Source organism: Sporosarcina sp. P20a, from assembly GCF_002743175.1.
Classification (GTDB): domain Bacteria; phylum Bacillota; class Bacilli; order Bacillales_A; family Planococcaceae; genus Sporosarcina.
In genome coordinates this window covers 18749-41456 of sequence record NZ_PDYT01000026.1, presented here as the reverse complement: position 1 = coordinate 41456, position 22708 = coordinate 18749, and the positions used below count along the sequence as shown (strand labels likewise).

The window sequence follows — 22708 nt, the reverse complement described above, 5'->3', positions numbered from 1 at the left end:
ATCCATTTCCACTTTTTAACCGAAGTTGTATTACGTGGAATATGTTTGATAGCTCTCCAGCTAAAAAATATTTTTCACTCATCTAAAAAGCTCGATAAACCTTGTCACTATCGTCTGTTCAAGAGGGAGTCGCCCCTCCTACGCTCCAATCCCTTGCAATACGAGTGGGTGATACTTTTTGTTGCCCATTAAAGTTAAGATTGTAATTGATGTTGAACTTGAACAAGAACTTGAGCCCTAACACTTGAATTTTAATAAGTTGAAATAAAACAATTAGTCACATATAAACTATAGTGAGTGATCTAAGTACTCACACTATCATCGTAGGATTGAAGCGGAAGTTGGTGGCGACTCCCGATGGATCAGCTCGAAAGGTGAGACAACCAAAAGAGAGCGCAGCGAACTGGTTGGCTCACCGAGAGCCCATGGGAAAGCGTCCCCCAACTGGAGCTTCCATCCCGAACCACTCACAAATTCACTAACTACTCCCAAGCACTTGCTTTGGAACTTGAACTTGAACTTGAACTTGAACTTGAACTTGAACTTAAACAATTTCAGAAACAACAAAAACGCCCCACATAGGAGGCGTTTTGTCTAAGCTATGATTAAACGATATACTTCTCTGCTTCGATCAGCTTCACTGACGCTTCACGCTTCTTCGCAATCAAGTTATACGGATTATTACGAGTCAACTTACGCAACGCCGAAATCATCATGCGCTGGTTGTCGCCGTCTACCGCTGCAAGCAATGTTTCTTTTGCTGCCGCTTCGATACGTCCGAACGCTTCTTGACAGAAGATCTGTGTATAAAGAAGCTTCTGGTTCTCTTTCTCTTCACCATTCTTGTTGATCGCCTTCTCCGTACGAAGCAATGCAGACTCCATACCGAATAGATCATTCGCAATGTCTGCGATGTTCACAAGAATTTCCTGCTCCTGATCCAACTTCGTGCCATAACGCTGTGCTGCAAGTCCTGCAACCAAGATACCGATCTTCTTCGCGTTCTTCACAAGCGCCTTCTCTTGAGCCAACGCTTCGTCGCCCACTTCTTCCGGCATAAGCATCAACAACTCTTCCTGCAATGCTTGTGCTTGTTGAAGCAATGGCAATTCGCCTTTCATTGCTTTCTTCAAGAACGTACCTGGAACAATCATACGGTTGATTTCATTCGTTCCTTCAAAGATACGGTTAATACGGGAGTCACGATAGATACGCTCTACCTCGTACTCAGCCATGAAGCCGTAACCGCCGTGAATTTGAACCGCTTCGTCAGAGATGTAATCTAATACTTCTGAACCTACTACTTTATTAATAGAACATTCAATTGCGTATTCAGCAATGGAAGCTGCCACTTTTGCACCGTCTTTTTGCTCTTCAGGGCTCATCGCCGCATTACGCTCTTCGAAGTACCCAACCGTACGATAGATCAAGCTTTCTGTTGCGTACAACATAGAAGCCATCGTACCGAACTTTTCTTTTGTTAAGTTGAATGAAGAAATCGGTGTGTCGAACTGCTTACGCTGATTCGCATATTTGATAGCCAATTCAAGTGCACGCTTCGATCCGCCGATTGTACCTACTCCAAGTTTGTAACGACCGATGTTCAAGATATTGAACGCAATCACATGTCCGCGACCAATTTCACCTAATAAGTTTTCAACAGGTACTTCTGCGTCTTCTAAAATCAACGTACGTGTAGAAGATGATTTGATACCCATTTTCTTCTCTTCCGGTCCTACTGAAACACCCGGATACTCTTTTTCAACGATAAATGCTGTGAATTTGTCTCCATCTACTTTTGCGTAGACTACGAAAACATCAGCAAATGCAGAGTTCGTGATCCACTGTTTTTCACCGTTTAGTACATAGTGTGTACCTGCAGCGTTTAATTTAGCAGTCGTCTTCGCGCCTAATGCGTCTGACCCTGAGCTTGGCTCTGTCAATGCATAAGCGGAGATTTTCGCTCCACTTGCAGAGTTTGGCAAGTACTTCATTTTTTGCTCATGGTTACCGAATAATACAATCGGCAATGTACCGATCCCTACGTGGGCACCGTGAGTGATAGAGAAGCCGCCCGCTACTGATAATTTCTCCGCAATCAATGCAGATGAAATCTTATCTAGTGCAAGTCCTTCATACTCTTCTGGAATGTCTGCTGCTAGAAGACCAAGATCTCCAGCTTTCTTCAGCAATGTTACAGAGTTCTCAAATTCATGGTTTTCTAGCTTTTCAATCAACGGTGTTACATCATTTTTCACGTACTCTTCTGTTGTTTTAGCAATCATCTTTTGTTCATCTGTAAAGTCCTCTGGTGTGAAAACACGACTAGCGTCCATATCCTCAGTTAAAAATGCTCCGCCTTTTACGAAATCTGTCATAGTTGTTCCCTCCATAGCTTTAGTCATAGTATTTCCCCCTATTTGTTTGTATGTTTAATTTTATTTTATAGAACTTCGAACACTCCAGCTGCTCCCATTCCGCCACCGATACACATCGTGACGACACCGTACTTTTTCCCTTGGCGTTTCAATTCATTAATTAATTTCAAAGTTAAAATAGTTCCTGTCGCGCCTAGTGGATGACCTGATGAAATAGCTCCACCATTGACGTTCACTTTATCCGTATCCAGTCCAAGTTCGCGAATAACTGCGAGTGACTGAGATGCAAATGCTTCATTGAGCTCGAAAAGATCGATGTCTTCAATAGATAGACCTGCTAGTTTCAAAGCTTTTGGAACAGCTACAATCGGTCCAATCCCCATCACTTCTGGTGGAACGCCGCCTACTGCGAATGAAAGGAATTTCGCTAATGGTTGTAAGCCACGCCCTTCAGCAACTTCCCTATCCATTAATAAAACCATTCCTGCCCCGTCAGATGTTTGTGACGCGTTTCCAGCTGTGACAGAACCTTTCGCTGAGAAGGCCGGACGTAGTTTCCCCAGAATCTCAGTCGTCGTACCTGGTCGTACGCCTTCATCCATTTCGAATAAAACCGTTTTTTCCTGATACTTGCCGTCTGCATCGACAAAACGCTTCGTTACTTCAACTGGTACAATCTCATCGACAAATTTATTTTCTTTGATTGCCGCTTCCGTACGTTTATGAGATTCAACCGCGAACGCGTCCTGATCTTCACGAGAGATGCCATACTTTTGCGCCACTTGCTCCGCTGTATGTCCCATTCCCATGTAGTATTCAGGTGCTTCTTCCGCCAGTTTAAAGTTCGGACGAATTGTATTTCCCATCATCGGGACCATACTCATCGATTCAACGCCACCCGCTAGAACTGCTTCCGAGTGACCTAGCATGATACGTTCTGCCGCATAAGCAATCGACTGCAAACCGGATGAACAAAAACGGTTGACCGTTACGGCTGGTGTGGTATCTGGCAATCCTGCCAACGCGCCAATATTACGCGCTACGTTCATACCTTGCTCCGCTTCTGGCATGGCACAACCGATGATTAAATCATCGATTGGTCCATCATAATTTCCTGCACGCTTCAATGTTTCCTTTATAGTCAACGCCCCTAAATCATCCGGACGTACAGTTGCCAAAGAACCTTTTCCTGCTTTTCCAATCGGTGTTCGAGCACCGGCTACAATTACTGCTTCGCGCATTCTGTTTCCTCCTTTAGCTATCTCTCATCAGTTACGTAACGGCTTACCCTTGACCAACATATGCTGCATACGCTGCTGTGATTTCGGTTCTGCCACTAAACTCAAAAATGCTTCGCGTTCTAAATCAAGTAAGTACTGCTCATCAACACGTGTACCATACGGGATCTTCCCGCCTGACAGTACGTATGCGAGTTTCTTCGCAATCTTCAAATCATGTTCGCTAATGAATCCAGAACTGAACATTCCTTCTGCTGCAAGTAATAATGTCGCATAGCCTGAATCGCCTGTTACAGGAACTTTCGCTCTCTTTGGCGCTACATAGCCAGCTTCATATAATGACAAAGCAGCATGCTTCGCATCATAGATCAGATGATCCGGATTGACACTAATGCCGTCTGCAAAGTCGAGGAAGTTGTTCTCTCGAGCTTCTTCAGCAGATGTCGACGTTTTCGCCATCGCAATCGATTCAAATACTTTATTCGCAATATGTTGATAATCAGTAGGTACACCGTTTGGCAAGCCTTTTAAGTGCTTCTGATACAAGTTGACGTTACCGCCACCACCTGGAATCAAGCCTACCCCTACTTCAACTAGTCCCATATACGTTTCCATAGATGCCTGAATATGTGCAGCTGGAAGACAAACTTCTGCTCCGCCACCTAGCGTCATCTGGAATGGCGCCGCAACAACTGGCTTGCCACTATATTTGATTTTCAACATTGCGTTTTGGAATGAACGGATGACAAAGTCGAGTTCGAAAATATTATCATCTTGTGCTTCCATTAAAATCATGCCAAGGTTTGCACCAACACAGAAGTTTTTCCCCTGATTCCCGATCACAAGTCCTTTGAAATTCTGCTCCACTTCATCTACTGCGAAGTTGATCATCTGAATGATGTCTAGACCGATAGCATTCGATTGTGAATGGAATTCCAGTAAGGCTACGCCATCTCCAAGATCAATCAAGCTTGCGCCAGAGTTCTTCTTGATGACACCGTGCTTTTTCTTATACTGTTTCAAGTTGATGGCTTTCTCATTTACTTGCACAGCCTGATAGTCTGAGCCGTCGAAGTAGTACGTATCGCCATTCTCTTCTTTATAGAAAGTTTCATAGCCTTTATCAAGCAATGACTGAACGAGTTCGGGGATTTCCTTGCCTTCTTCTTTCAGCAGATCAACAGACTTCTTCACGCCGATTGCGTCCCAAATTTCAAACGGTCCTTGTGTCCAGCCGAAGCCCCATTTCATTGCGTTGTCGATCGAAACGATATCGTCTGCAATTTCACCGTGAAGTTGTGCAGCATATAGCATCGTCGGAGTTAATGTATTCCACAAGATCTCACCTGCACGATCTTTTGCATACAGTAACGTTTTCACTTTGTTTGCTAGTCCTTTTTGCTGTTTGGCCACCTCTATTGAAGGCGCTTTCATTTTCTGCGTAGGAACATATTCAAATGTCTTCATATCCAATTCCATAATGTCTCGGCCTTTTTTCACGTAGAAGCCTTGTTTTGCTTTCGCGCCGATCCAGCCATTATCGATCATTTTAGTGACGACATCAGGTAGTTCAAATGTTTTCTGCTCTTCACCAGTTGTCTGATCGTAGACGTTTTTCGCAACGTGCATATACGTATCTAGTCCCACGACATCTAATGTACGGAATGTTGCGGATGTCGGACGGCCGATTAATGTACCTGTAATCGAGTCAATTTCTCCGATTGTATAACCGCGTCCTAGCATTTCATGCAATGTCACTTGTAAACCATACGTTCCGATTCGGTTACCGATAAAGTTTGGCGTATCCTTCGCAATTACGACTCCCTTACCTAAACGATCCTCACCGAACACTGTCATGAATTCTACAACTTCAGGTGATGTTGTTTCTGTAGGAATAATCTCAAGCAATTTCAAGTATCTTGGAGGATTAAAGAAGTGTGTGCCAAGGAAGTGCTTCTGGAAATCTTCCGAACGTCCTTCTGTCATCGCTTCAATACTGATACCTGATGTATTGGATGAAATGATGGTGCCTGGCTTTCGCACATGTTCAATCTTTTCATATAAACTCTTTTTAATTTCAAGGTTTTCAACAACGACTTCAATGATCCAATCTACATCTTTCAATTGATCTAAATGGTCCTCGAAGTTTCCTGGTGTAAGTAATGATAAACTTTTCTTCGTTGTCAGAGGTGCCGGTTTTTGTTTTAGTAATTTCTCCAACGCTGTAGCCGCAAACTTATTACGGAACTTTGGATCGTCATACGTTAATCCTTTTGCCTCGTCATCTACACCTAATTTCGGTGGTACGATATCTAGTAAAAGTACAGGAATCCCAATATTCGCCAAGTGTGCTGCGATACCAGAACCCATAACTCCAGATCCTAAAACTGCCGCTTTTCTAATTTGATAAGTCACGTGCAATCCTCCCCTTTTGTTCTTTGAATGAACACTCATTCATTTATAGCGTAAAAAAAATACGCGTTGCCTATAATTGTTAGTATAAATCATTTGAAACTATTTCGCAATATTTATTTCATGTTTAATCAGACTTTTTAAAATAAGCAATTTAATACCAAACATTCTTTATTCATTGTACACTATTTACTGAATGGAGGCGATACAAATGAAAGAAATTAAAACAGCAAATGAGTTTGATGAAATCATTGCGAGTGACCAACCAGTACTTGTGAAGTTCGAAGCAGGCTGGTGTCCTGACTGTAAGCGTATGGATATGTTCATTGATCCAATCGTTGAAAAATACGATACATACACATGGTATGAAGCGGATCGCGACGTTATTCCTGAAATTGCCGAGAAGTATGAGGTAATGGGAATTCCAAGTCTGTTAGTCTTCAAAAATGGTGAGAAGCATGCACACTTGCATAGTGCGTTTGCAAAGTCACCTGAACAAGTCATGGCGTTTTTAGATGAAGTAAAGGTCTAAAGATGAGATGTAAAAATGCTGAGAGCCTATAGGTTCTCAGCATTTGTTTTATTGAGCGGTTATTGGGGTGGATCGAGCGGTTGTGTAGATTGCATGAGCGGTAGACTGGCTTGATAGATCACTTAACAAGATACATTGAGCGCTTAAGCAGCATGTATGAGCGGTTACCTCACTACATAGAGCGTATGATTGGCTGGATAGAGCACTTAACAAGATACAATGAGCGCATAGCCGGGGTCATTGAGCATTTAAGCAACAAATATGAGCGCCACACGCCACCACATCCACCAAACAACAACATGTCATTTAAAGGAGGAGTTCCACATGTCCAAATACATAGAAGTGAAAGGCAAATCGCAATATGACCACGACATTGAACCACGCTACCGTCCGTCGGCTTGCGGACCTGTTACAGCGTATGTGTTGTTGCGTCATTTCTTCCCTGCTGAACAAACTCCTTCTATTAATGAGTTGTATAAAACATTGGGTAGTACGAAGATCGGTTTGCCTACTTGGCGCTTTGTTCGTAGGCTGAACCAACTGCTCGGTCCACTATGGAATGTGGAAATTTGTACTGCGCAGCAGGCTATCGAGCAGATCGATGAAGACCGTCCTGTTGCTGTGAAATTTGATAAATGGTTCAAGTTCAAATGGTGTAGTCGTTTTTCATTTGATTATCACTGGGTCGTGATGGTTGGATATGAATATGTAGACAATCATCTGCATGTACTCGTTCATGATCACGGTGGCAGAAATAGCGCGAGCCGTGTACGCTCCATCCCCTTTGAGCCAAATAAAAAGATTTTGACGTTTGTTAAGATCGAACTATTAGAACGGTGAAACAGCTAATCCTTGTTTAGCGATCATGGAATAGCCTAGTTCTTCCATTACTTGGGCCGTTTCTGCAGTGAACTCGGGAATGATCAATTCTTCTAGAGGGTCATCAAGTTTGATTTCACAATGAATGGTTGCGAGATCCTTTGAAATCATCAACATCTCTTCTTCTGCATTCAGCTTCTTTTGTACGCCTGCCGTTAGTTTTTCTCTTGCTGCAAGCACACCATCGACCGAACCATACTCCTGTATAAGCTTTAATGCGGTCTTCGGTCCAATCCCCTTCACACCAGGGTATCCGTCACTCGAATCTCCAGTAAATGCTTTCATATCAATGAATTGCTTAGGCGTAATTCCATACTCTTCTATAAAACGAGCTTCCGTGTATTCATCATACTGCGTGAAGCCTTTTTTCGTTAGCGCAATCGACACATCAGGCTTCAATAGCTGAAGTAAATCTTTATCCCCCGACACCACAGTTAATCTTGCTTTGTCTTTCCACGTTTCAACTAGCGAACCAATCAGATCATCCGCTTCCATGTTCTTAATTCCATAACTCTTCCACCCTAGTGTTTCGGATACCTCACGTGCCATATCGAATTGCGGAATTAATTCCGGTGCAGGTGCTGGGCGATGCGCTTTATAGTCTGCGAATAATTCATTACGGAAAGTTTTCGATCCCATATCCCAGCACACCGCTAAATGTGTCGGTTGGAAAATCGAGATGGCACTCATCGTATGCCGCGCGAACCCTTGGACGCCATTCGTCGGTACATCCAATGCGTTGCGGAAAAACTGCCCGCTATGTGCGGTCGCAAAAAATGAACGGAACAACAACGCCATTCCGTCCACTACTAAAATATGAGGTTTATTTTCATTCATTATATTCCACTTCCTTTTTCTCTAGTTTAGCACAGCTGTCGCACGAAGAGACAGTAAGGTCAAAAATCCAACAGACTGCATATGATAAAACGAATAGAAAAGGAGGCGTACTAGTTGAATCCACAAGATGAGTTTATGGGGTACCCGCAATACACAGATCAATATTGGCAAGGTGCTGGTCCACAAGGCTTCTCCACAGCACAATCGTTTTCTCCTTGGTTTCCAGGTATGCAAGGATCTCAAGGATTCCCAGGTATGCAATGGTTTCCGAGTTTGCCGGGCTTCCCTTCATCACCCGGCTTTCCACAGCAACCTAATTTCCCTGGACAGCAACCAGGTCGGCCAGGGAATCCAGGGTCACCAAACCAAGGTGGTCAGGCGGCTGCACCTACTTCCCCGCCACCAAATCAAATCCCAAGCTATCCAGAGTTTCAGACGTTTGCGGTAGATCCAGGCGCTATCGCAGGTTGTTTGTATCGCTTTACGTATGTATGGACTTCACGACGAAATGGATTTTGGTTTTACCCGACATTTGTCGGTCGTCAATCCGTCGCAGGGTTTCAGTGGAATCCACGCAGATTCCGCTGGGAGTATATAGGCATTGATTTACAACGTATTGATCAGTTTCGCTGTGTCTGAAATTAGTCAAAATGAAGGAGTGATAGTTTGAATCAGCAGGATGAAGGCATGTGGTATCCGAAGCTGCCTGACGGTTATCCAGGTCAGCAGTATGATGCCCACCATCAACAGAGTCACCCGCAACACGGCCAACAACAGCATGGGTGGCCAGGTGGAAACTCCCCTGGATATCCACCACCTAATCAACAAAATCCGCAATGGCCACCTGGTTATCCGGGTCACCAACAGGGATATCCACCGCAACATCAACCCGGTTATCCAAGTCAACCAAGTTATCCCGGTTACCCTCAACAACCGAATTATCCAGGGCATTCGGGCTATCCCGGACAGCCTGGCCATCAAGGGTATCCCGGACAACATCAACAGCATGGAAACCACGATCATCACCAAGGACACCAACACCATGGACAGCCAGGAGGTCAACCGCAACAAAGTGCGCCAACTTCCGCTCCTCCAAACCAAATACCGAGCTATCCTGACGCTCATCTACGCGCTGTTGATCCCGGCGGTATAGCAGGTTGCTTGTATCGTTACACGTATGTATGGACTTCGCGAAACAAAGGGTTTTGGTACTACCCGACATTCGTTGGCAGAACTTCTATAGCTGGCTATCGATGGGATCCACGTCATTATCGCTGGGAGTATTATGGATTAGACTTACAGAAAATTGATTCGTTCAGATGTATGTGAAATGAAATAATAATAAACGTAATAGAGATAAGAGAAACCTGACCATTTGTCAGGTTTCTCTTATTTTTAATATATCTCTATTTATACAATAGTATATTAAACATACAGCCAAAATGGGCTACACCACTCTATTGTAAAATGCCATACGCATAACAAAAAACCTAGTCACAAGACTAGGTTTTTGTTAACGCCTTTTCATACTCCGAATCAATTTCTTCATATCTTGTTCCACACGCGTCGACTCTGTGATTTTCTGTAACGCTTTATTATACGTAAACAAATCCAATGAATTCTCTCCTGCCAAATAATTCATCGTTTTGTCAGGCAACTTCACAAAGCAAATGGACAAAGCCCAAGCAACCGCCATTTTGACGTAATACCCTTCATGTTGCACACGATCTAGCAAACCGATGACTCTATCGATATAGTCGGGCTCACTATAATAAATGAGCAACATGACAATTCCGAAGCGCAGTTCATACTCTTTCTCAGAAACTAGATAGGATTGGAGGAAAGGCCAAACACGTTCTTTATTTTTCTTGGTCATTTTCAACCCCGAACAAAAACTATCGCAAACGGACCAGTTATCTATTTTCGATACAAATTCCGCTACGTACGTCAACAGCTCTTCCAAGTCCGCTTTTACATAACCAATAACCAGGCCTTGTAACATCACTTCTTCAAAGTACTCATCATTCGCTGTCTGTAAATATGCCCGCCAGTCGCCTTTTGCGATCTCCTTTGCGAGTTGACGGAGCTCTGGCATACGCACCCCGAGTATATTATCGACATTCGGAATAAGTGCCGATGAGAACTTCTGATAGCCGGGATCTATTCGTTCAACTAATTGTTTTCTAATAGTATTGTGCATATTTTATCACCTATACGTTTTCATTTATTTTTTCGGTTCAATGGTAGGGAGTTTTCTATCAACTAGCTTAGGGGAAAATGGTGTGATTGTACAAAAACAATTGATATTAACTATGATACAGTCTTTTGTCTTCTTAAGGGAGTATAGTTCTTCGCAAGAGTCTACTGAATTCCCATCCATATCAACTGGCTCTAGTAAGGTTAATGTTGCACAGCATGTATCTATATCGAGTTTTTCCAATCTGAAGTACGGCGTCTTTATACATTTATAATGGGCGCTGAACGGTTTTTGTAACTCGCAGTCGTGAAGCGTAAAGGGGATCGTATCGTAGAGGGGGAACGAACAGACAAATTGAAATCCATGACCGAATTTAGTCATCAACGCTTGTTCTTCCAGTAATTTCATCATCTCCATACACATCACACTTGGGATATTCATTTTTTAACCTTCCTTTCATATATACGTATCTTCTATATATATGACGAGGTTGAGAGATAGGTTAGGTGCGGTCAAGCATTAATTGGTAATTATTAGGAAAAACGTTAGTTCGTTTTATTCTGATTGGCGATATACATTGCATAAGGAATATGATTCATTGCAATAGCAAGCATGAAATCTACGCATCCAGGTCTCCAATTCACTTCGAAGATCCATAGCTTATTATTTTCATCGACACCTATATCAATACCAAGCTCATCGAATTCCACGTCATAAGTACTTTCGAATTCATTCGTGAAGTGGTCAGCAAAATCCTCTAAAGTTTTTTTCATATTCATCCACTCATCGTCAAATTCTCTTTGTAAAAATGATATTAACTCTCCCTTACTACCGCCGCGTGAGATATTGCTAGTCACTCGATCCATCGTACCTATCCGAGGGAAAATAATGGGAATTATCCATTTACCCTCTCTGTCCTTTTGAACATGCAGTCTTAAATCATACGGATTCCCATCTTTTGTTCGGCATAAAATATATGGCTGAACCAAATAGTCTTCCTCACTGATTAAGTCTTGAAGTTCGGAAATAAGTTGTTTTCGATTCGTAGTTGTCTTTTCTGTATCGACTACTTTCTGAAACTGCTCTCCATCTTGCTCTATAAACCAAACCCCCTTCCCTTGACTGCCGGATACTGGTTTGATAATCACTTTTTTATATTTTGTCAAAGTCTCCAATACATCTTTCGGTTGATCCACCCGAATAGAAGGGATCAAATACTTTTCAAATCCTGACATTTTACTAATTCTCTTATAGACACTCATTTTATTGCCGACTCGTTGTGAAGTGAATGGAACCATCTCGCTCAACTTATTGTAGACGGCGGTATCCTCATCGGTTTTCATCCCGTATGCATTGAAAATGACATCCGGAAACAACAATTCTTTTTGAATCCATTCGCCTTCTTCATAAACATAACCTGAAATTACGTTTGTCGTGAAATTAACATCACATGGTGAAAAGTAGTAAAAATCTATTCCTTCCATTTTAGCAACAGCTGCCCAGGCGAAAGCTTTATCTACTTTGCTTGGGTGTTTCTTTGAATGCAACATCCCAACTGTAATCATCTGCGCTCACTCCTCATCCTTTTCTATATAAAACTTGATATTCTTCGCTGCATGCAAGGCGTTTCGTTTCGCACTTGATGCTGAATCACCGGAAGCGATGACATAACCATATCGATTTCCCATCGAAGTGGGTGGAGTCATGAACGTTCCTTTACGTGGCTTCACGTAGACTTCACGCACACCTTCATACTTCATTGCATTGTTTTTTCCCGTCACTTTCAATAATGTACCGTAAGCATTCACGGTAATATAATGCGTATAAATATGATTTTCGTGCCTTCTCTTTAAATTCATTTCTTCACCGATAAATAGCTTCAACGTCTCTTCCATCAAATTGATTCCATATGCCTCTTCTATCATACGATTCATGGCACCGCCCGAAATTCTTGGGTTCAATTCAATCAACTTCCAGGTATCCCTGACATATCGTAGTTCTAGGTGGCAGGCTACATTTTTCGCTCCGAGATCTTTGCAAATGGATTCCACTGTTTTGAAAAGCTTGTCATATAAGCTTTTCTCTAGTGTTAGTTGAAAATTATAACCAGTAATGATGAACTTCAAGTCTTTTTGGATATCTTGTTTAATCACCGCAACTAAATGTAGCTCCCCATCAACCACCACAAGTTCAACCAAATACTGCGGTCCATCCAAATACTCTTCAACGACAACCTGCTGGGTAGGATGGGCTTTTAACATACTCTTCATGACACGCATCATTTCGTTTCGATCTTCTACGAGATACACATCTCTTGACGCCTTTGAAAGCGGCGACTTGATGATGAGGGGAAATACCTCCTGTTCGATGATGAACTGCTTCAAATTTGCCGATGTTTCATAAATTATAAACTTAGGCGTCGCTTCGTTTTTAGCTAATGCTGTTCTAGTTAATACTTTGTCCTCCATTTTCAGATAGGCATCAGCGGAAACTTTCGAATCGCAAAATTCATTCGCAAGATGGGCAGTCATCGAAACAAAGGGGTCTACGAAACTGAAGATACCTTTCAGCTTCATTCCCGACTTCTGTAATTCATGAATCTGTTGTCGAATCATTTCTTCCGTTATGCTGTCAACATGAATCAATTGCGTAACTTCCGGGAATTCCTCTCTTTGATCGAGATACTTCATATTCTCGGTTAACAACACCGTGGCATAGCCTATCCTTTCTGCAGCCTTTATGGCCTCCCTGCTCGAACCACTCTTCATGGTTTCCACAAACAAAATAGTATCCATTTCACACTCTCCTTAGCCAAAGCCTGATAATCATTTGTATGTGTTAATAAAAATACGAATAGAACAGTCACTTAATTTTTGCGTTCTTTTATTCATATGAAAGCTTACAGCTAGTCAGATAGGCCACGAACATGCGTAAGTATACTTTTTATGCTTGTTAAACATTGAATGAAAAAAGAAAAATAAGTAAACTATCATTGAAATGTTCAGATTAGTAAGTATAATGGTATAATGTCAGTTAGAATAGTTACAAAATTCCAATCAGTAGAAATACATTCAACAAAACTAATTCACCATTAAGGGGAGATCAACTATGACAGCGACTACTGAAAAAATCGTCCAGTCCTTACAAGAAGTTTTAACCGAAGAACAAGTGACCATTAATAAAACTGTTAGAGAACTTCACGGCAAGGATGAGTCCTACCATACAATGAAATTACCAGATATCGTCGTCTTCCCTTCTTGCACTGAAGATGTAAGCGAGATCATGCGCGTATCGAACGAACTAAGCGTGGCGGTCATTCCATTCGGACTCGGATCGAGCCTAGAAGGTAGTGTCATTCCGGAAAATGGTGGAATCACCATCGATTTTTCAAATATGAACGCTATTCTAGACGTACGTGCAGAAGATTTCCTCGTAACTGTACAACCAGGTGTCACGCGTACTCAATTAAATAAAGAATTGAAGAAACATGGATTGTTCTTCTCTGTTGATCCAGGCGCAGACGCGACACTTGGCGGCATGGCAGCTACAAATGCTAGCGGTACAACTTCCGTCAAATACGGCGTGATGCGCGACCAGGTACGTGACCTTGAAGTAGTCACGGCTGACGGAACAGTCATACATACTGGAAATAAAGCGGCTAAATCTGCTTCCGGTCTTCATTTGAACGGCTTATTCGTTGGTTCGGAAGGAACACTCGGTTGCTTCACCGAGCTGACATTACGCGTCTATGGTATTCCTGAATTTATAACAGCAGCTAGGGCTTCTTTCCCTTCTGTAAAGGATGCGGTAGAAGCAGTTGTTTCCATCTTGCAAGCGGGTGTTCCCATCGCGCGTGTAGAATTAGTCGATGAATCCTCGATGCGTCAAGTAAATATTTTCAGCGAAACGAATTATCAAGAACAACCGACACTATTCCTTGAGTTTCATGGCAACGAAGCTGGACTTCAACAAGACGTCGAGTTCACGAAAGAAATCGTGGCGGATCACCACTGCGAAAATATTGAATTTGAAACAGACAACGCGGAAAGAAATCGATTGTGGGAAGCACGCCACAATCTGGCATACGCTTATATCCACGGGAATCCTGGTAAAAAATTAATGGTCACCGACGTCTGTCTACCGATTTCAGAACTAGCTAACGCCGTCAATCATGCGCGCGAAGTAGTCGAGTCGCTTGAAATGCCTGGAGGAATTGTTGGCCACGTAGGCGATGGAAACTTCCACGTCTTGCTAATGATGGATATGAATGATCCTGCTGAACTAGCGAAAGCCGACGAATTAAACGAAAAGATTGTTCGCTACGCACTTGAACGTGGCGGGACTTGCACAGGAGAGCACGGCGTCGGAATTGGCAAACAGAAATACCAGCAACAAGAACATGGTCCTGCATTGCTTGTCATGCAGAAGATTAAATGGGCTCTCGATCCGAATCACCTACTGAATCCAAACAAAATATTTCACCTGGACTCCGAGGTGACGAAACGATGAAAGCACTCGAAGCAATCGGTTCTATCGCAGGAAAGTACTTTGCCTTTTGGGTAATCATCGTCGCTGTGATGGCGTTCCTGTTCCCGACTCCATTTCTCGGACTCGGTGCATACATCACGATTTTACTCGGCGTTGTCATGTTTGGAATGGGCTTGACTTTACGTGCAGTGGACTTCAAAATCATTCTGACAAACCCGCTACCCGTGATCATTGGAGTAGCCGCCCAATTTGTTGTTATGCCATTGGTTGCTTTCGGTTTAGCTTATTTATTGAAGCTGCCACCCGAACTAGCAGCCGGTCTAGTATTACTTGGATCTGTTCCAGGCGGTACCGCTTCAAACGTTATGGTCTATCTGGCAAAAGGGAATCTTGCATTATCTGTGGCAATGACGTCCCTTTCCACATTATTGGCACCACTTGTCACACCACTATTATTATTATTGTTAGCAGGTCAATGGCTTCCGGTAGATGCGTTGTCGATGTTTAAGTCGATCGTACAAGTAATTATTATTCCAATCGTTCTAGGGCTACTTATCCAACGATTCTTCCCTGGGGCGGTGGCAAAAAGCGTATCCGTCGTACCGATCATTTCGGTTGTCGCGATTCTCATCATTGTGGCTGCGGTTACTTCCGCAAATGCTGGTAACGTCGCAAGCTCAGGTTTAATCGTATTTATCGCTGTGTTCTTGCATAACGGTATCGGATTACTTCTCGGTTACTTGATTGCACTTGGACTCGGATTGAACGAAAACGACAGACGGGCAATTTCACTCGAAGTTGGCATGCAAAACTCCGGTCTTGGTGTAGCGCTTGCTACTGCTCACTTCGGTCCACTTGCTGCACTCCCAAGCGTATGGGGCGCAATCTGGCATAATATTTCTGGCCCTATTCTTGCGACGATCTGGTCGAAGAAGCCGACTAAAAAAGTCGAAGAACATAAAGCTCTGATCCAAACAAAAGTAAATGTATAATAATAATGAAAACGTCAGACCTCGATACCCTTGTCGAAGTTTGGCGTTTTCTATATAAAATTGATGAAGAAAATATTTTATTACTATATTTTACATATTTAATTGTTTACCATTCTATTAGTGTGCTATCGTTAGTTTTAGAAACATACTAGAATAGTACTTGTAGATATGGAGAGATTTTTGTGAAGAGGAAATGGTTTGTTGCATCTTTAATCTTTGTTTGGATTATTGGTGGCGTAATTTTATGGAACGACTGGAACGACAGAGAGCACGCATTATCTGCTAAAGCAGAAAGAAAAGCCCCACCAATTGCTACAAAGGATTCATCTGAAAAATTGACTGAGGTAGAACCAGATCAAAAATTGGAAGAAACAATTATCCATACGGCTACAATCGGTATGGTTGGCGATGTATTATTACATAATCCCATTTACACGTACCCTAACTTTGATTTTGCATTCGAAGCAGTAAAGGAGAAAATGGAAAGTATTGATTTTCTCATGGCAAACCAAGAATCTATGCCTGGCGGTGTGGAACTTGGATTATCTACCTATCCAAAGTTCAACAGTCCAAAACATATCCTACCCGCTTTACAAAATGTTGGCGTAGACATGGTTACATTCGCCAATAATCATACATTTGATAAAGGGGAAAATGGTGTACGCAAAGCAATTGAACATGCGCAAGAATACGGCATGCAGTATGTAGGCGCTTATGAATCTTTTAAAGACCGCAAAACTCAACGGATTGTTGAGGTCAACGGCATCAAAATTGGAGTGCTTGCTTATACGTACGGCACAAATGTAGAGCTAGATTTACATGACAAAGAGTACTTGGTTAACTATATCGATCGTGAACGGATGGAAAATGAAATCCAACAAATGAAACCTATGGTAGATGTGACGATCGTATCTTTGCACTGGGGTCCTGAGTATCACTTAGAGACTTCCGAAGATCAAGCAGAACTGGCGCAATTCGTTTCGGATGCAGGCGCCGATGTACTGTTCGGCCATCACCCACACGTCTTACAACGCTATGGCGAAGTGGGCAATACCAAAGTATTCTTCTCACTTGGTAATTTCTATTCTGCCCAACCGTTCGACTATACGAACTTCGGTGGAATCGCAAGACTTTCTGTAACGAAAGAACAAACAGGTGATCTAAAGACTGTAACTATCGAAGATCCACGCTTCTTACCGACTGGCGTCATTAGAGATCAAGAGAAGCGATTTAAAGTCGTCCCTCTTCATAAAGCCAATTCAACCATTCATTATAATGAAGAATGGGTGGAAAACCATGTCGGTGTACCGAAATGGTAAACAAATAAACAAAAACGCCTTTCTAATCATTCGATTAGAAAGGCGTTTTTGTTTTATTGAATAGTATCTCATTATTTACCTAATACTGTCTTGACATCCTCTATCAACAATTCATTTTCAGTCTCTGTTAAACCATCGTATCTTTTGACAATTACACCTTCTGGATTAACTAAATAAAAATAATAGCTATGCGCACGTTGATCTAAAGCGCCACTTTCTAATATAGAAAGGAAAGTATTTCTCGATATTTCTTGAATCGTTTTAAAATCATAGCCTGTCAAAAAACTCATCGTACTAAGATCTGCTCCAAAATCTGCAGCGTAGTTCTTTAATACATCTGGTGTATCATTTTCAGGATCTATACCGAAAGAGACAATACTGGGTGCCAAACCATCTTCTTTTAATCTTTCTTGAACACCGACCATATTTGCGGTCGTTCTTGGGCATACTGTAATGCAGTTCGTATAAGAGAAATAAGCAATCCACCACTCGCCCTTTAAATCTTTCAAGCCAAGTGGTTCGTTATCCTGTGTAGTAAATTCAAAGTCTGGGACGGTTTCAGACATATTCGTTTCGATTTTCTTATTGCAGCCACTTAATATAAGTATCATTGTAAATAAAATAACAGCTATTTTTACTTTCATGAAGATCCTCCCTCTTTTAGTATGTCCCAATAAATAAAGTGGTTGGTCCATACTTAACTTCTGTTTATTATTGCTCATTTCCCATTAATTTATCTGATGCTTTAAATGATTGTATCATTTTCAGTGCAACTTATCGTACTTGATCTATTTTATTGATTCAAATGTATAACGACACTGTATCACAGTCTACTACTCTCCCACTTACTATATCAAAAAAATTCAATATAAATATGACAATTGAATATATTATTGTCTAAATATGATAAATGCGGGTAAGATAAATAGTGCACTTTATGCAATACTCCCAATATTCTGTTTATTAAATAATGACTTAGCTTTTATCTATAAGGAGGGATTAGGATGGCAGATCAACAACCGTCCAAAGACGTAAATGGAAAACCGCAACACGAGCAAGACATAGGCCGGAGAAACTTCCTGAAAAACACTGGGCTCGTAGCTGGCGGACTCGTCGGTGGATCTCTTTTCGGAGGTCTGATTTCAGGAGGTTTGGATAAGAAAAATGACAAGACAGCTGAAAACACTAGCTCTAAAGGTATCGAAGTAACACAAGCACGTCAATTCTTCACGCGTCATCAAGATTTCAAAGTGTTAAATGCAGCAACTGAACAGATTTTTCCTGAGGACGAACTCGGTCCTGGCGCCATCAAGTTAGGTGTACCCTATTATATTGACAAACAACTAGCAGGACGTTGGGGTGTCAATGCATACGATTATCGACAAGCTCCATACGCAATTGATTTGAAGGATGTCGATCAAACTGCTGGACCTGGTGGAGAACAATCCATTTTGGATCGCGGCATGATCTTCCTACTTGGGCTACGTAAAATGGATGAGGAAAGTCAAAAACGTTTCGAAATCACTTTTGATAAAGCATCTGAAGAACAACAAATAGAAATCATGACCGACGTCGAGGCAAACAACGTGCAGATGAGAGGTGTAAAAGCTTCCGAGTTTTTCATTCTGTTAAAACAAGCCACATTAGAAGGTGCTTATTGTGATCCATTATACGGAGGCAACATCAATATGGAAGGTTGGAAAATGAAAGAGTTTCCGGGCGCAGTGGCTTCCTACGCAAACTATATTGAATCAGACGATTTTGCAAAACTAGATCCCGTTAGTCTAAGAGATTACCAAGGGCATTAAAATAGAAACACTAAGGAGGACATGCAATGGTAAAAAAACTTGAAAAAGTAGATGCGGTCATCGTAGGTTCCGGCTGGGTCGGTGGAATTGCGGCGGCTGAACTAACAAAAGCAGGATACAATGTGGTCATATTAGAACGTGGTAAAAATAAAAAGCATGAAGATTTTATTGGTACCAAAGATGAATTACGCTATTCTAAGCGATATGAACTCATGCAAGAATTGAATAAGGACACGATTACTTCCCGTAACTCCATGAGCAAAGAAGCCATACCGGTTCGGAATAATATGAACGCACGTCTTGGAAACCATACAGGTGGCGCAGGTGTTCACTGGAATGGCATGTCTTTTCGCTGGTTGCCGTATGATTTTGAAATTTATAGTAAGACTGTAGAGCGTTATGGGAAAGAAAAAATTCCGAAAGGTTCGACGATGCAAGATTGGGGCATTACATACGATGAGATCGAACCATATTTTGATCAATTTGAAAAAACAGCAGCAATCTCAGGTGAAGAAAACCCAGTCGGTCCACCACGTTCCGATAAATATCCGAATCCACCAATGAAGGAAACACCGAATATTCGTTTGTTCACCAAAGCAACGAAAGCTCTCGGTTACCACCCTTATCGGATTCCATCTGCGAACGCTTCACAAACATACACCAATCCAGATGGTGAAACAATCAATGGTTGCGTATATTGTGCCTTTTGCGAAGAATATGGTTGTGACTTTGGAGCAAAAGCGGATCCGATTGGTACGGTGCTCAAGACGGCACATAAAACGGGTAAGATGGAAGTTCGTAATGATGCGTTCGTTAATCGAGTAAGCCATGACGGAAAGAAAGCGAACGGATTAATCTATACTGATACAACGACTGGTGAAGAATTCGAACAGCCAGCAGATATCGTAGTACTTGCAGGTTTCGTCTTTACGAACACCAAGCTGTTGTTACATTCTAAAATTGGACAACCATACGATCCGAAAACTGGACAAGGCATCATCGGCAAGAACTTCACAGGTCACTTCAACAATTTGTCAACGTATATCGGTGCGCGTGGATTCTTTGAAGATAAAAAATTCAACAACTTCATGGGTGCTGGCGGTATGGGCTCTTCCATTGGCGACTTCAGCGGAGACAATGAAGATCATACAAACCTCAACTACTTGCATGGGTATGAAGTACATTACAGCCAGCTCGGTTCACGACCTATTAACAATAACGCAGTTCCATATGACACACCTGGTTGGGGTAAAGAATTTAAAAAGAATTCGATAAAGTATTATAACCGTAACCTTTTCATCACGGCACAGAGTGGCTTCTTGCCAAACAAGAATACCTATATGGATTTAGATCCAACTTATAAAGATGCACTCGGTAATCCACTTCTTCGGGTCACGGTGGAATATGCAAAGCAAGACATTGAACGTGCAAAAGCAGGAGTCGCACGTTGTGAAGAGATCATGAAAGAAATGGGTGCAGACCAAATGAACGTCGATGTAGTAAAAGATGATACTGTATTCGACCATAAATTCTTTACTGATCACTTCTTTGGTGGTGCGATCATGGGAGCTTCTCCTGAAAACTCCGCAGTTAACACCTATTCACAGATGTGGGATATGGAAAACCTATTTGTCGTAGGCGGATCTTCATTCCCGCATACTGGTAACTACAACCCAACCGTTACGATTGGCGCATTCGCTTATCGTGCAGCTGAAGGAATGATTAATTTCTTAAAAGAAGGTGGCAATATTGCAGTTACACCACTTGAAAAGAACGCTTGATTTTAAGTAAATAAATACGCCACCACCTTATCTGAATGAACAAGGTGATGGCGTATTTTTTGTATGAATATATCATAGCTCTATGAAATCACTTAATATGCAATGTAACTTCTTCTTTCAAACTAGAAAGAATGGGTGAACGTTCAACCGCAATAGCTGCGATTTCTGCGAGTTGCCCTTTATTTGTAGTGGACTCAGCAGATAACACGATCATCGGCTTCATAATCCCACTATTGCCGCTTTGAATTCCTAGAAACGGTGCTTTATCGCATACTCCACTGAAAACGATTTTCGCTCTGTCTACAGTCACTCCTTGATTATACGCTTCTAAGTGGAATGTAACCCCGAAACTAGTAGTGGCCGCAGCGATTAATAATTCAATTGGCATCACTTGTTTTTCTCCTGGCTTCGCAATCCCTTCCAAATCAATCTCCTGCAAGTCTTTCGTTTCAAGCGACATCAATTCCCCTACTACATAATGGGCCGTTCCTTGCCATTCACTAATCGCGAGTGACGAATCTTGCTCTATTAATTTCCTCATTATATTCATAATTTTTGTTGTGCTCATTTTTTAAAGCCTCCAGATCATTCTTATGGTGTCTATTATACATGTATAACATTGATTTGCTAATAAGGTGCGCATTACGCTTTACGGAATCTCTATTTATAGGGTAGCAAATTTCTATTACTAACAAGAAGTATAGAACATAAACTTATGACATTTTGATCGTAACTACATATCCCCTGTATGAAATGTTTATCCCCATCAAGCCTACAGCATATCTCGGTTGGCAAACTGATAAATTATAAGTTATCGCTGCCCCCCCTTCGCACACTATATAGAGTCAGAAAGAAAAAAGGATACAGGGTGTGGAAATGTTTTTTCCACACCCACTAGATCTATTTTGTAGTTTATTTAAGTTCTTAGGTTATTGCTAGTAGCAAAACTGTCCCATGGAGCGGAGCAAAACGCTCGATTGAAGCGACTAGTTTAACCTTCTCGTCGTACCTCCATGAATAGTCACTCGTCAAATTTCGATAATTAATAAATTCACCAAAAAAACAGCAGACAAACTTTTACTAAAAGTTTGTCTGCAATTTAAATTTCTCTTTATTTTTTTATAACTTTTTATATCTTATTTCTCAAACATACTCTCAATCAATTCTTCCATATCTTCCGCAGCATGCATTTCTTTCGACTGAAGGGCATCGAGCTCGCCGTTTTCCATAGTCTCTACGCTAAACTTCTCCGTCTTCTCTTCTACACAGTTGACGAATATAGTATACGCTTCTTTTAGTTCATTGCCTTCCGTTTCAAACGCGTTCGGAACTTCCAATGCATTCATGTCGGTTAAGATCTGCTTGAACTCTTCTACTTTTACTAACCATTGTTCTTTCATCCCTGGAATATCGAGCTCTTGTTTTGAAATGAATTCTTCAGAAATACCTTCGTATTCTTCTGAGGCTATGATCAAGCGTTCATGTAATCCAATGATTTTCTGTAAGTAATCTTTTCTGCTGAGTGCCATAGTATCATCTCCTATTGTGAGTATACACGTTTAGTATTTCATCATGTAACCCTCAATGCAAGCAGGAGCATGCAGACAACATCCCTTACTTATTGTAGATGGACTTCGTTCCTATCTCGTTTCATATAAATCATTATGTATACACACCAGACCGGCTCTATATAGCGAGCGGTTGGTTGACGGCTTATGCAAAACAGCTGCCGGCCTGGTGCATTTTCTATTTCTTGCTTCGTTAATGCTTCCCATTGTTCTTACTGTTGTTACCTATAATGAAAACCAGGCTGGCTCTATAAGCGAGCGGTTGGTTGACGGCTAGTG

20 protein-coding genes are annotated in these 22708 nt (G+C 41.8%); 9 read left to right on the top strand and 11 right to left on the bottom strand.

Translation table 11 applies throughout. The features are described from left to right. Nucleotides 1-605: 605 nt before the first annotated feature. The 3 genes from CSV72_RS14900 to CSV72_RS14890 are packed head-to-tail and all read right to left on the bottom strand — an operon-like array spanning nucleotide 606 to nucleotide 6031. Nucleotides 606-2405, bottom strand: coding sequence for an acyl-CoA dehydrogenase family protein (locus tag CSV72_RS14900; RefSeq protein ID WP_369802929.1), 1800 nt, complete (start codon nucleotides 2403-2405; stop codon nucleotides 606-608). A 38-nt stretch (nucleotides 2406-2443) separates the two neighbouring features. Further along, on the bottom strand, nucleotides 2444-3619 hold the full coding sequence (locus CSV72_RS14895) for an acetyl-CoA C-acetyltransferase (protein WP_099679010.1): 1176 nt from the start codon (nucleotides 3617-3619) through the stop codon (nucleotides 2444-2446). A 27-nt stretch (nucleotides 3620-3646) separates the two neighbouring features. Next, on the bottom strand, nucleotides 3647-6031 hold the full coding sequence (locus CSV72_RS14890) for a 3-hydroxyacyl-CoA dehydrogenase/enoyl-CoA hydratase family protein (protein ID WP_099679009.1): 2385 nt from the start codon (nucleotides 6029-6031) through the stop codon (nucleotides 3647-3649). Nucleotides 6032-6239: 208 nt separating this feature from the next. Between CSV72_RS14890 and CSV72_RS14885 the strand changes: the two genes are divergently transcribed. After that, nucleotides 6240-6560: a thioredoxin family protein gene (locus CSV72_RS14885; protein ID WP_099679008.1), complete on the top strand. Its 321-nt coding sequence runs from the start codon at nucleotides 6240-6242 to the stop codon at nucleotides 6558-6560. 324 nt (nucleotides 6561-6884) lie between these two features. Further along, entirely contained in the window at nucleotides 6885-7400 is a 516-nt protein-coding gene (locus tag CSV72_RS14880) for a C39 family peptidase (protein WP_099679007.1), read from the top strand. On the opposite strand, the gene CSV72_RS14875 is transcribed toward CSV72_RS14880, so the two are convergent. Further along, a complete protein-coding gene (locus CSV72_RS14875) occupies nucleotides 7389-8276 on the bottom strand; it encodes a 5'-3' exonuclease (protein WP_099679006.1) in 888 nt (295 codons plus the stop codon). The two genes, CSV72_RS14880 and CSV72_RS14875, sit on opposite strands and share 12 nt — an antisense overlap. A gap of 114 nt (nucleotides 8277-8390) precedes the next feature. Here CSV72_RS14875 and CSV72_RS14870 point away from each other — a divergent pair, with 114 nt between their 5' ends. Continuing rightward, complete coding sequence (locus CSV72_RS14870) at nucleotides 8391-8915, top strand: hypothetical protein (protein WP_233191316.1); 525 nt, start codon at nucleotides 8391-8393, stop codon at nucleotides 8913-8915. 40 nt (nucleotides 8916-8955) lie between these two features. Further along, nucleotides 8956-9429: a hypothetical protein gene (locus CSV72_RS14865; RefSeq protein ID WP_158232233.1), complete on the top strand. Its 474-nt coding sequence runs from the start codon at nucleotides 8956-8958 to the stop codon at nucleotides 9427-9429. A 360-nt stretch (nucleotides 9430-9789) separates the two neighbouring features. Here the strand turns inward: CSV72_RS14865 and CSV72_RS14860 are convergent, their stop codons facing one another. From CSV72_RS14860 to CSV72_RS14845, 4 genes are all read right to left on the bottom strand, one after another. After that, entirely contained in the window at nucleotides 9790-10476 is a 687-nt protein-coding gene (locus CSV72_RS14860) for a DNA alkylation repair protein (protein WP_099679004.1), read from the bottom strand. A gap of 24 nt (nucleotides 10477-10500) precedes the next feature. Then, nucleotides 10501-10854: a CotY/CotZ family spore coat protein gene (locus CSV72_RS17290; RefSeq protein ID WP_369802930.1), complete on the bottom strand. Its 354-nt coding sequence runs from the start codon at nucleotides 10852-10854 to the stop codon at nucleotides 10501-10503. A gap of 164 nt (nucleotides 10855-11018) precedes the next feature. Next, nucleotides 11019-12038 (bottom strand): YheC/YheD family endospore coat-associated protein, encoded by a 1020-nt coding sequence (locus tag CSV72_RS14850; protein ID WP_099679002.1) that lies wholly within the window; start codon nucleotides 12036-12038, stop codon nucleotides 11019-11021. Nucleotides 12039-12044: 6 nt separating this feature from the next. Next, the gene (locus tag CSV72_RS14845; protein WP_099679001.1) at nucleotides 12045-13268 is read right to left on the bottom strand and encodes an ATP-grasp domain-containing protein; all 1224 of its coding nucleotides are present in this window, start codon (nucleotides 13266-13268) and stop codon (nucleotides 12045-12047) included. A 313-nt stretch (nucleotides 13269-13581) separates the two neighbouring features. Between CSV72_RS14845 and CSV72_RS14840 the strand changes: the two genes are divergently transcribed. The 3 genes from CSV72_RS14840 to CSV72_RS14830 all read left to right on the top strand — a co-directional run bounded on the left by CSV72_RS14840 (nucleotide 13582) and on the right by CSV72_RS14830 (nucleotide 17272). Further along, the gene (locus CSV72_RS14840) at nucleotides 13582-14982 is read left to right on the top strand and encodes an FAD-binding oxidoreductase (RefSeq protein WP_099679000.1); all 1401 of its coding nucleotides are present in this window, start codon (nucleotides 13582-13584) and stop codon (nucleotides 14980-14982) included. Beyond that, a complete protein-coding gene (locus CSV72_RS14835; RefSeq protein ID WP_099678999.1) occupies nucleotides 14979-15953 on the top strand; it encodes a bile acid:sodium symporter family protein in 975 nt (324 codons plus the stop codon). The genes CSV72_RS14840 and CSV72_RS14835 overlap by 4 nt, the downstream gene beginning before the upstream one ends. A 182-nt stretch (nucleotides 15954-16135) precedes the next feature. Continuing rightward, complete coding sequence (locus tag CSV72_RS14830) at nucleotides 16136-17272, top strand: CapA family protein (protein ID WP_099678998.1); 1137 nt, start codon at nucleotides 16136-16138, stop codon at nucleotides 17270-17272. A gap of 71 nt (nucleotides 17273-17343) precedes the next feature. Here the strand turns inward: CSV72_RS14830 and CSV72_RS14825 are convergent, their stop codons facing one another. Continuing rightward, the gene (locus tag CSV72_RS14825) at nucleotides 17344-17916 is read right to left on the bottom strand and encodes an SCO family protein (protein WP_099678997.1); all 573 of its coding nucleotides are present in this window, start codon (nucleotides 17914-17916) and stop codon (nucleotides 17344-17346) included. 360 nt (nucleotides 17917-18276) lie between these two features. On the opposite strand from CSV72_RS14825, the gene CSV72_RS14820 reads away from it, so the two are divergent. Beyond that, nucleotides 18277-19080, top strand: coding sequence for a gluconate 2-dehydrogenase subunit 3 family protein (locus tag CSV72_RS14820; RefSeq protein WP_099678996.1), 804 nt, complete (start codon nucleotides 18277-18279; stop codon nucleotides 19078-19080). Nucleotides 19081-19106: 26 nt separating this feature from the next. Further along, on the top strand, nucleotides 19107-20861 hold the full coding sequence (locus CSV72_RS14815) for a GMC family oxidoreductase (protein ID WP_099678995.1): 1755 nt from the start codon (nucleotides 19107-19109) through the stop codon (nucleotides 20859-20861). 88 nt (nucleotides 20862-20949) lie between these two features. Here the strand turns inward: CSV72_RS14815 and CSV72_RS14810 are convergent, their stop codons facing one another. Both CSV72_RS14810 and CSV72_RS14805 read right to left on the bottom strand, forming a co-directional pair. Next, complete coding sequence (locus tag CSV72_RS14810; RefSeq protein ID WP_099678994.1) at nucleotides 20950-21429, bottom strand: OsmC family protein; 480 nt, start codon at nucleotides 21427-21429, stop codon at nucleotides 20950-20952. A gap of 568 nt (nucleotides 21430-21997) precedes the next feature. Then, nucleotides 21998-22390 (bottom strand): hypothetical protein, encoded by a 393-nt coding sequence (locus CSV72_RS14805; protein WP_099678993.1) that lies wholly within the window; start codon nucleotides 22388-22390, stop codon nucleotides 21998-22000. Nucleotides 22391-22708: the final 318 nt, after the last annotated feature.

Excerpts from the sequence above, each read along its gene's own strand:
- CSV72_RS14900 (WP_369802929.1), bottom strand. The coding sequence starts at position 2,405 with ATGACTAAAGCTATGGAGGGAACAACTATGACAGATTTCGTAAAAGGC.
- CSV72_RS14895 (WP_099679010.1), bottom strand. The coding sequence starts at position 3,619 with ATGCGCGAAGCAGTAATTGTAGCCGGTGCTCGAACACCGATTGGAAAA.
- CSV72_RS14885 (WP_099679008.1), top strand. The coding sequence starts at position 6,240 with ATGAAAGAAATTAAAACAGCAAATGAGTTTGATGAAATCATTGCGAGT.
- CSV72_RS14880 (WP_099679007.1), top strand. The coding sequence starts at position 6,885 with ATGTCCAAATACATAGAAGTGAAAGGCAAATCGCAATATGACCACGAC.
- CSV72_RS14875 (WP_099679006.1), bottom strand. The coding sequence starts at position 8,276 with ATGAATGAAAATAAACCTCATATTTTAGTAGTGGACGGAATGGCGTTG.
- CSV72_RS14865 (WP_158232233.1), top strand. The coding sequence starts at position 8,956 with ATGAAGGCATGTGGTATCCGAAGCTGCCTGACGGTTATCCAGGTCAGC.
- CSV72_RS14860 (WP_099679004.1), bottom strand. The coding sequence starts at position 10,476 with ATGCACAATACTATTAGAAAACAATTAGTTGAACGAATAGATCCCGGC.
- CSV72_RS17290 (WP_369802930.1), bottom strand. The coding sequence starts at position 10,854 with ATGACTAAATTCGGTCATGGATTTCAATTTGTCTGTTCGTTCCCCCTC.
- CSV72_RS14850 (WP_099679002.1), bottom strand. The coding sequence starts at position 12,038 with ATGATTACAGTTGGGATGTTGCATTCAAAGAAACACCCAAGCAAAGTA.
- CSV72_RS14845 (WP_099679001.1), bottom strand. The coding sequence starts at position 13,268 with ATGGATACTATTTTGTTTGTGGAAACCATGAAGAGTGGTTCGAGCAGG.
- CSV72_RS14840 (WP_099679000.1), top strand. The coding sequence starts at position 13,582 with ATGACAGCGACTACTGAAAAAATCGTCCAGTCCTTACAAGAAGTTTTA.
- CSV72_RS14835 (WP_099678999.1), top strand. The coding sequence starts at position 14,979 with ATGAAAGCACTCGAAGCAATCGGTTCTATCGCAGGAAAGTACTTTGCC.
- CSV72_RS14825 (WP_099678997.1), bottom strand. The coding sequence starts at position 17,916 with ATGAAAGTAAAAATAGCTGTTATTTTATTTACAATGATACTTATATTA.
- CSV72_RS14820 (WP_099678996.1), top strand. The coding sequence starts at position 18,277 with ATGGCAGATCAACAACCGTCCAAAGACGTAAATGGAAAACCGCAACAC.
- CSV72_RS14815 (WP_099678995.1), top strand. The coding sequence starts at position 19,107 with ATGGTAAAAAAACTTGAAAAAGTAGATGCGGTCATCGTAGGTTCCGGC.
- CSV72_RS14810 (WP_099678994.1), bottom strand. The coding sequence starts at position 21,429 with ATGAGCACAACAAAAATTATGAATATAATGAGGAAATTAATAGAGCAA.
- CSV72_RS14805 (WP_099678993.1), bottom strand. The coding sequence starts at position 22,390 with ATGGCACTCAGCAGAAAAGATTACTTACAGAAAATCATTGGATTACAT.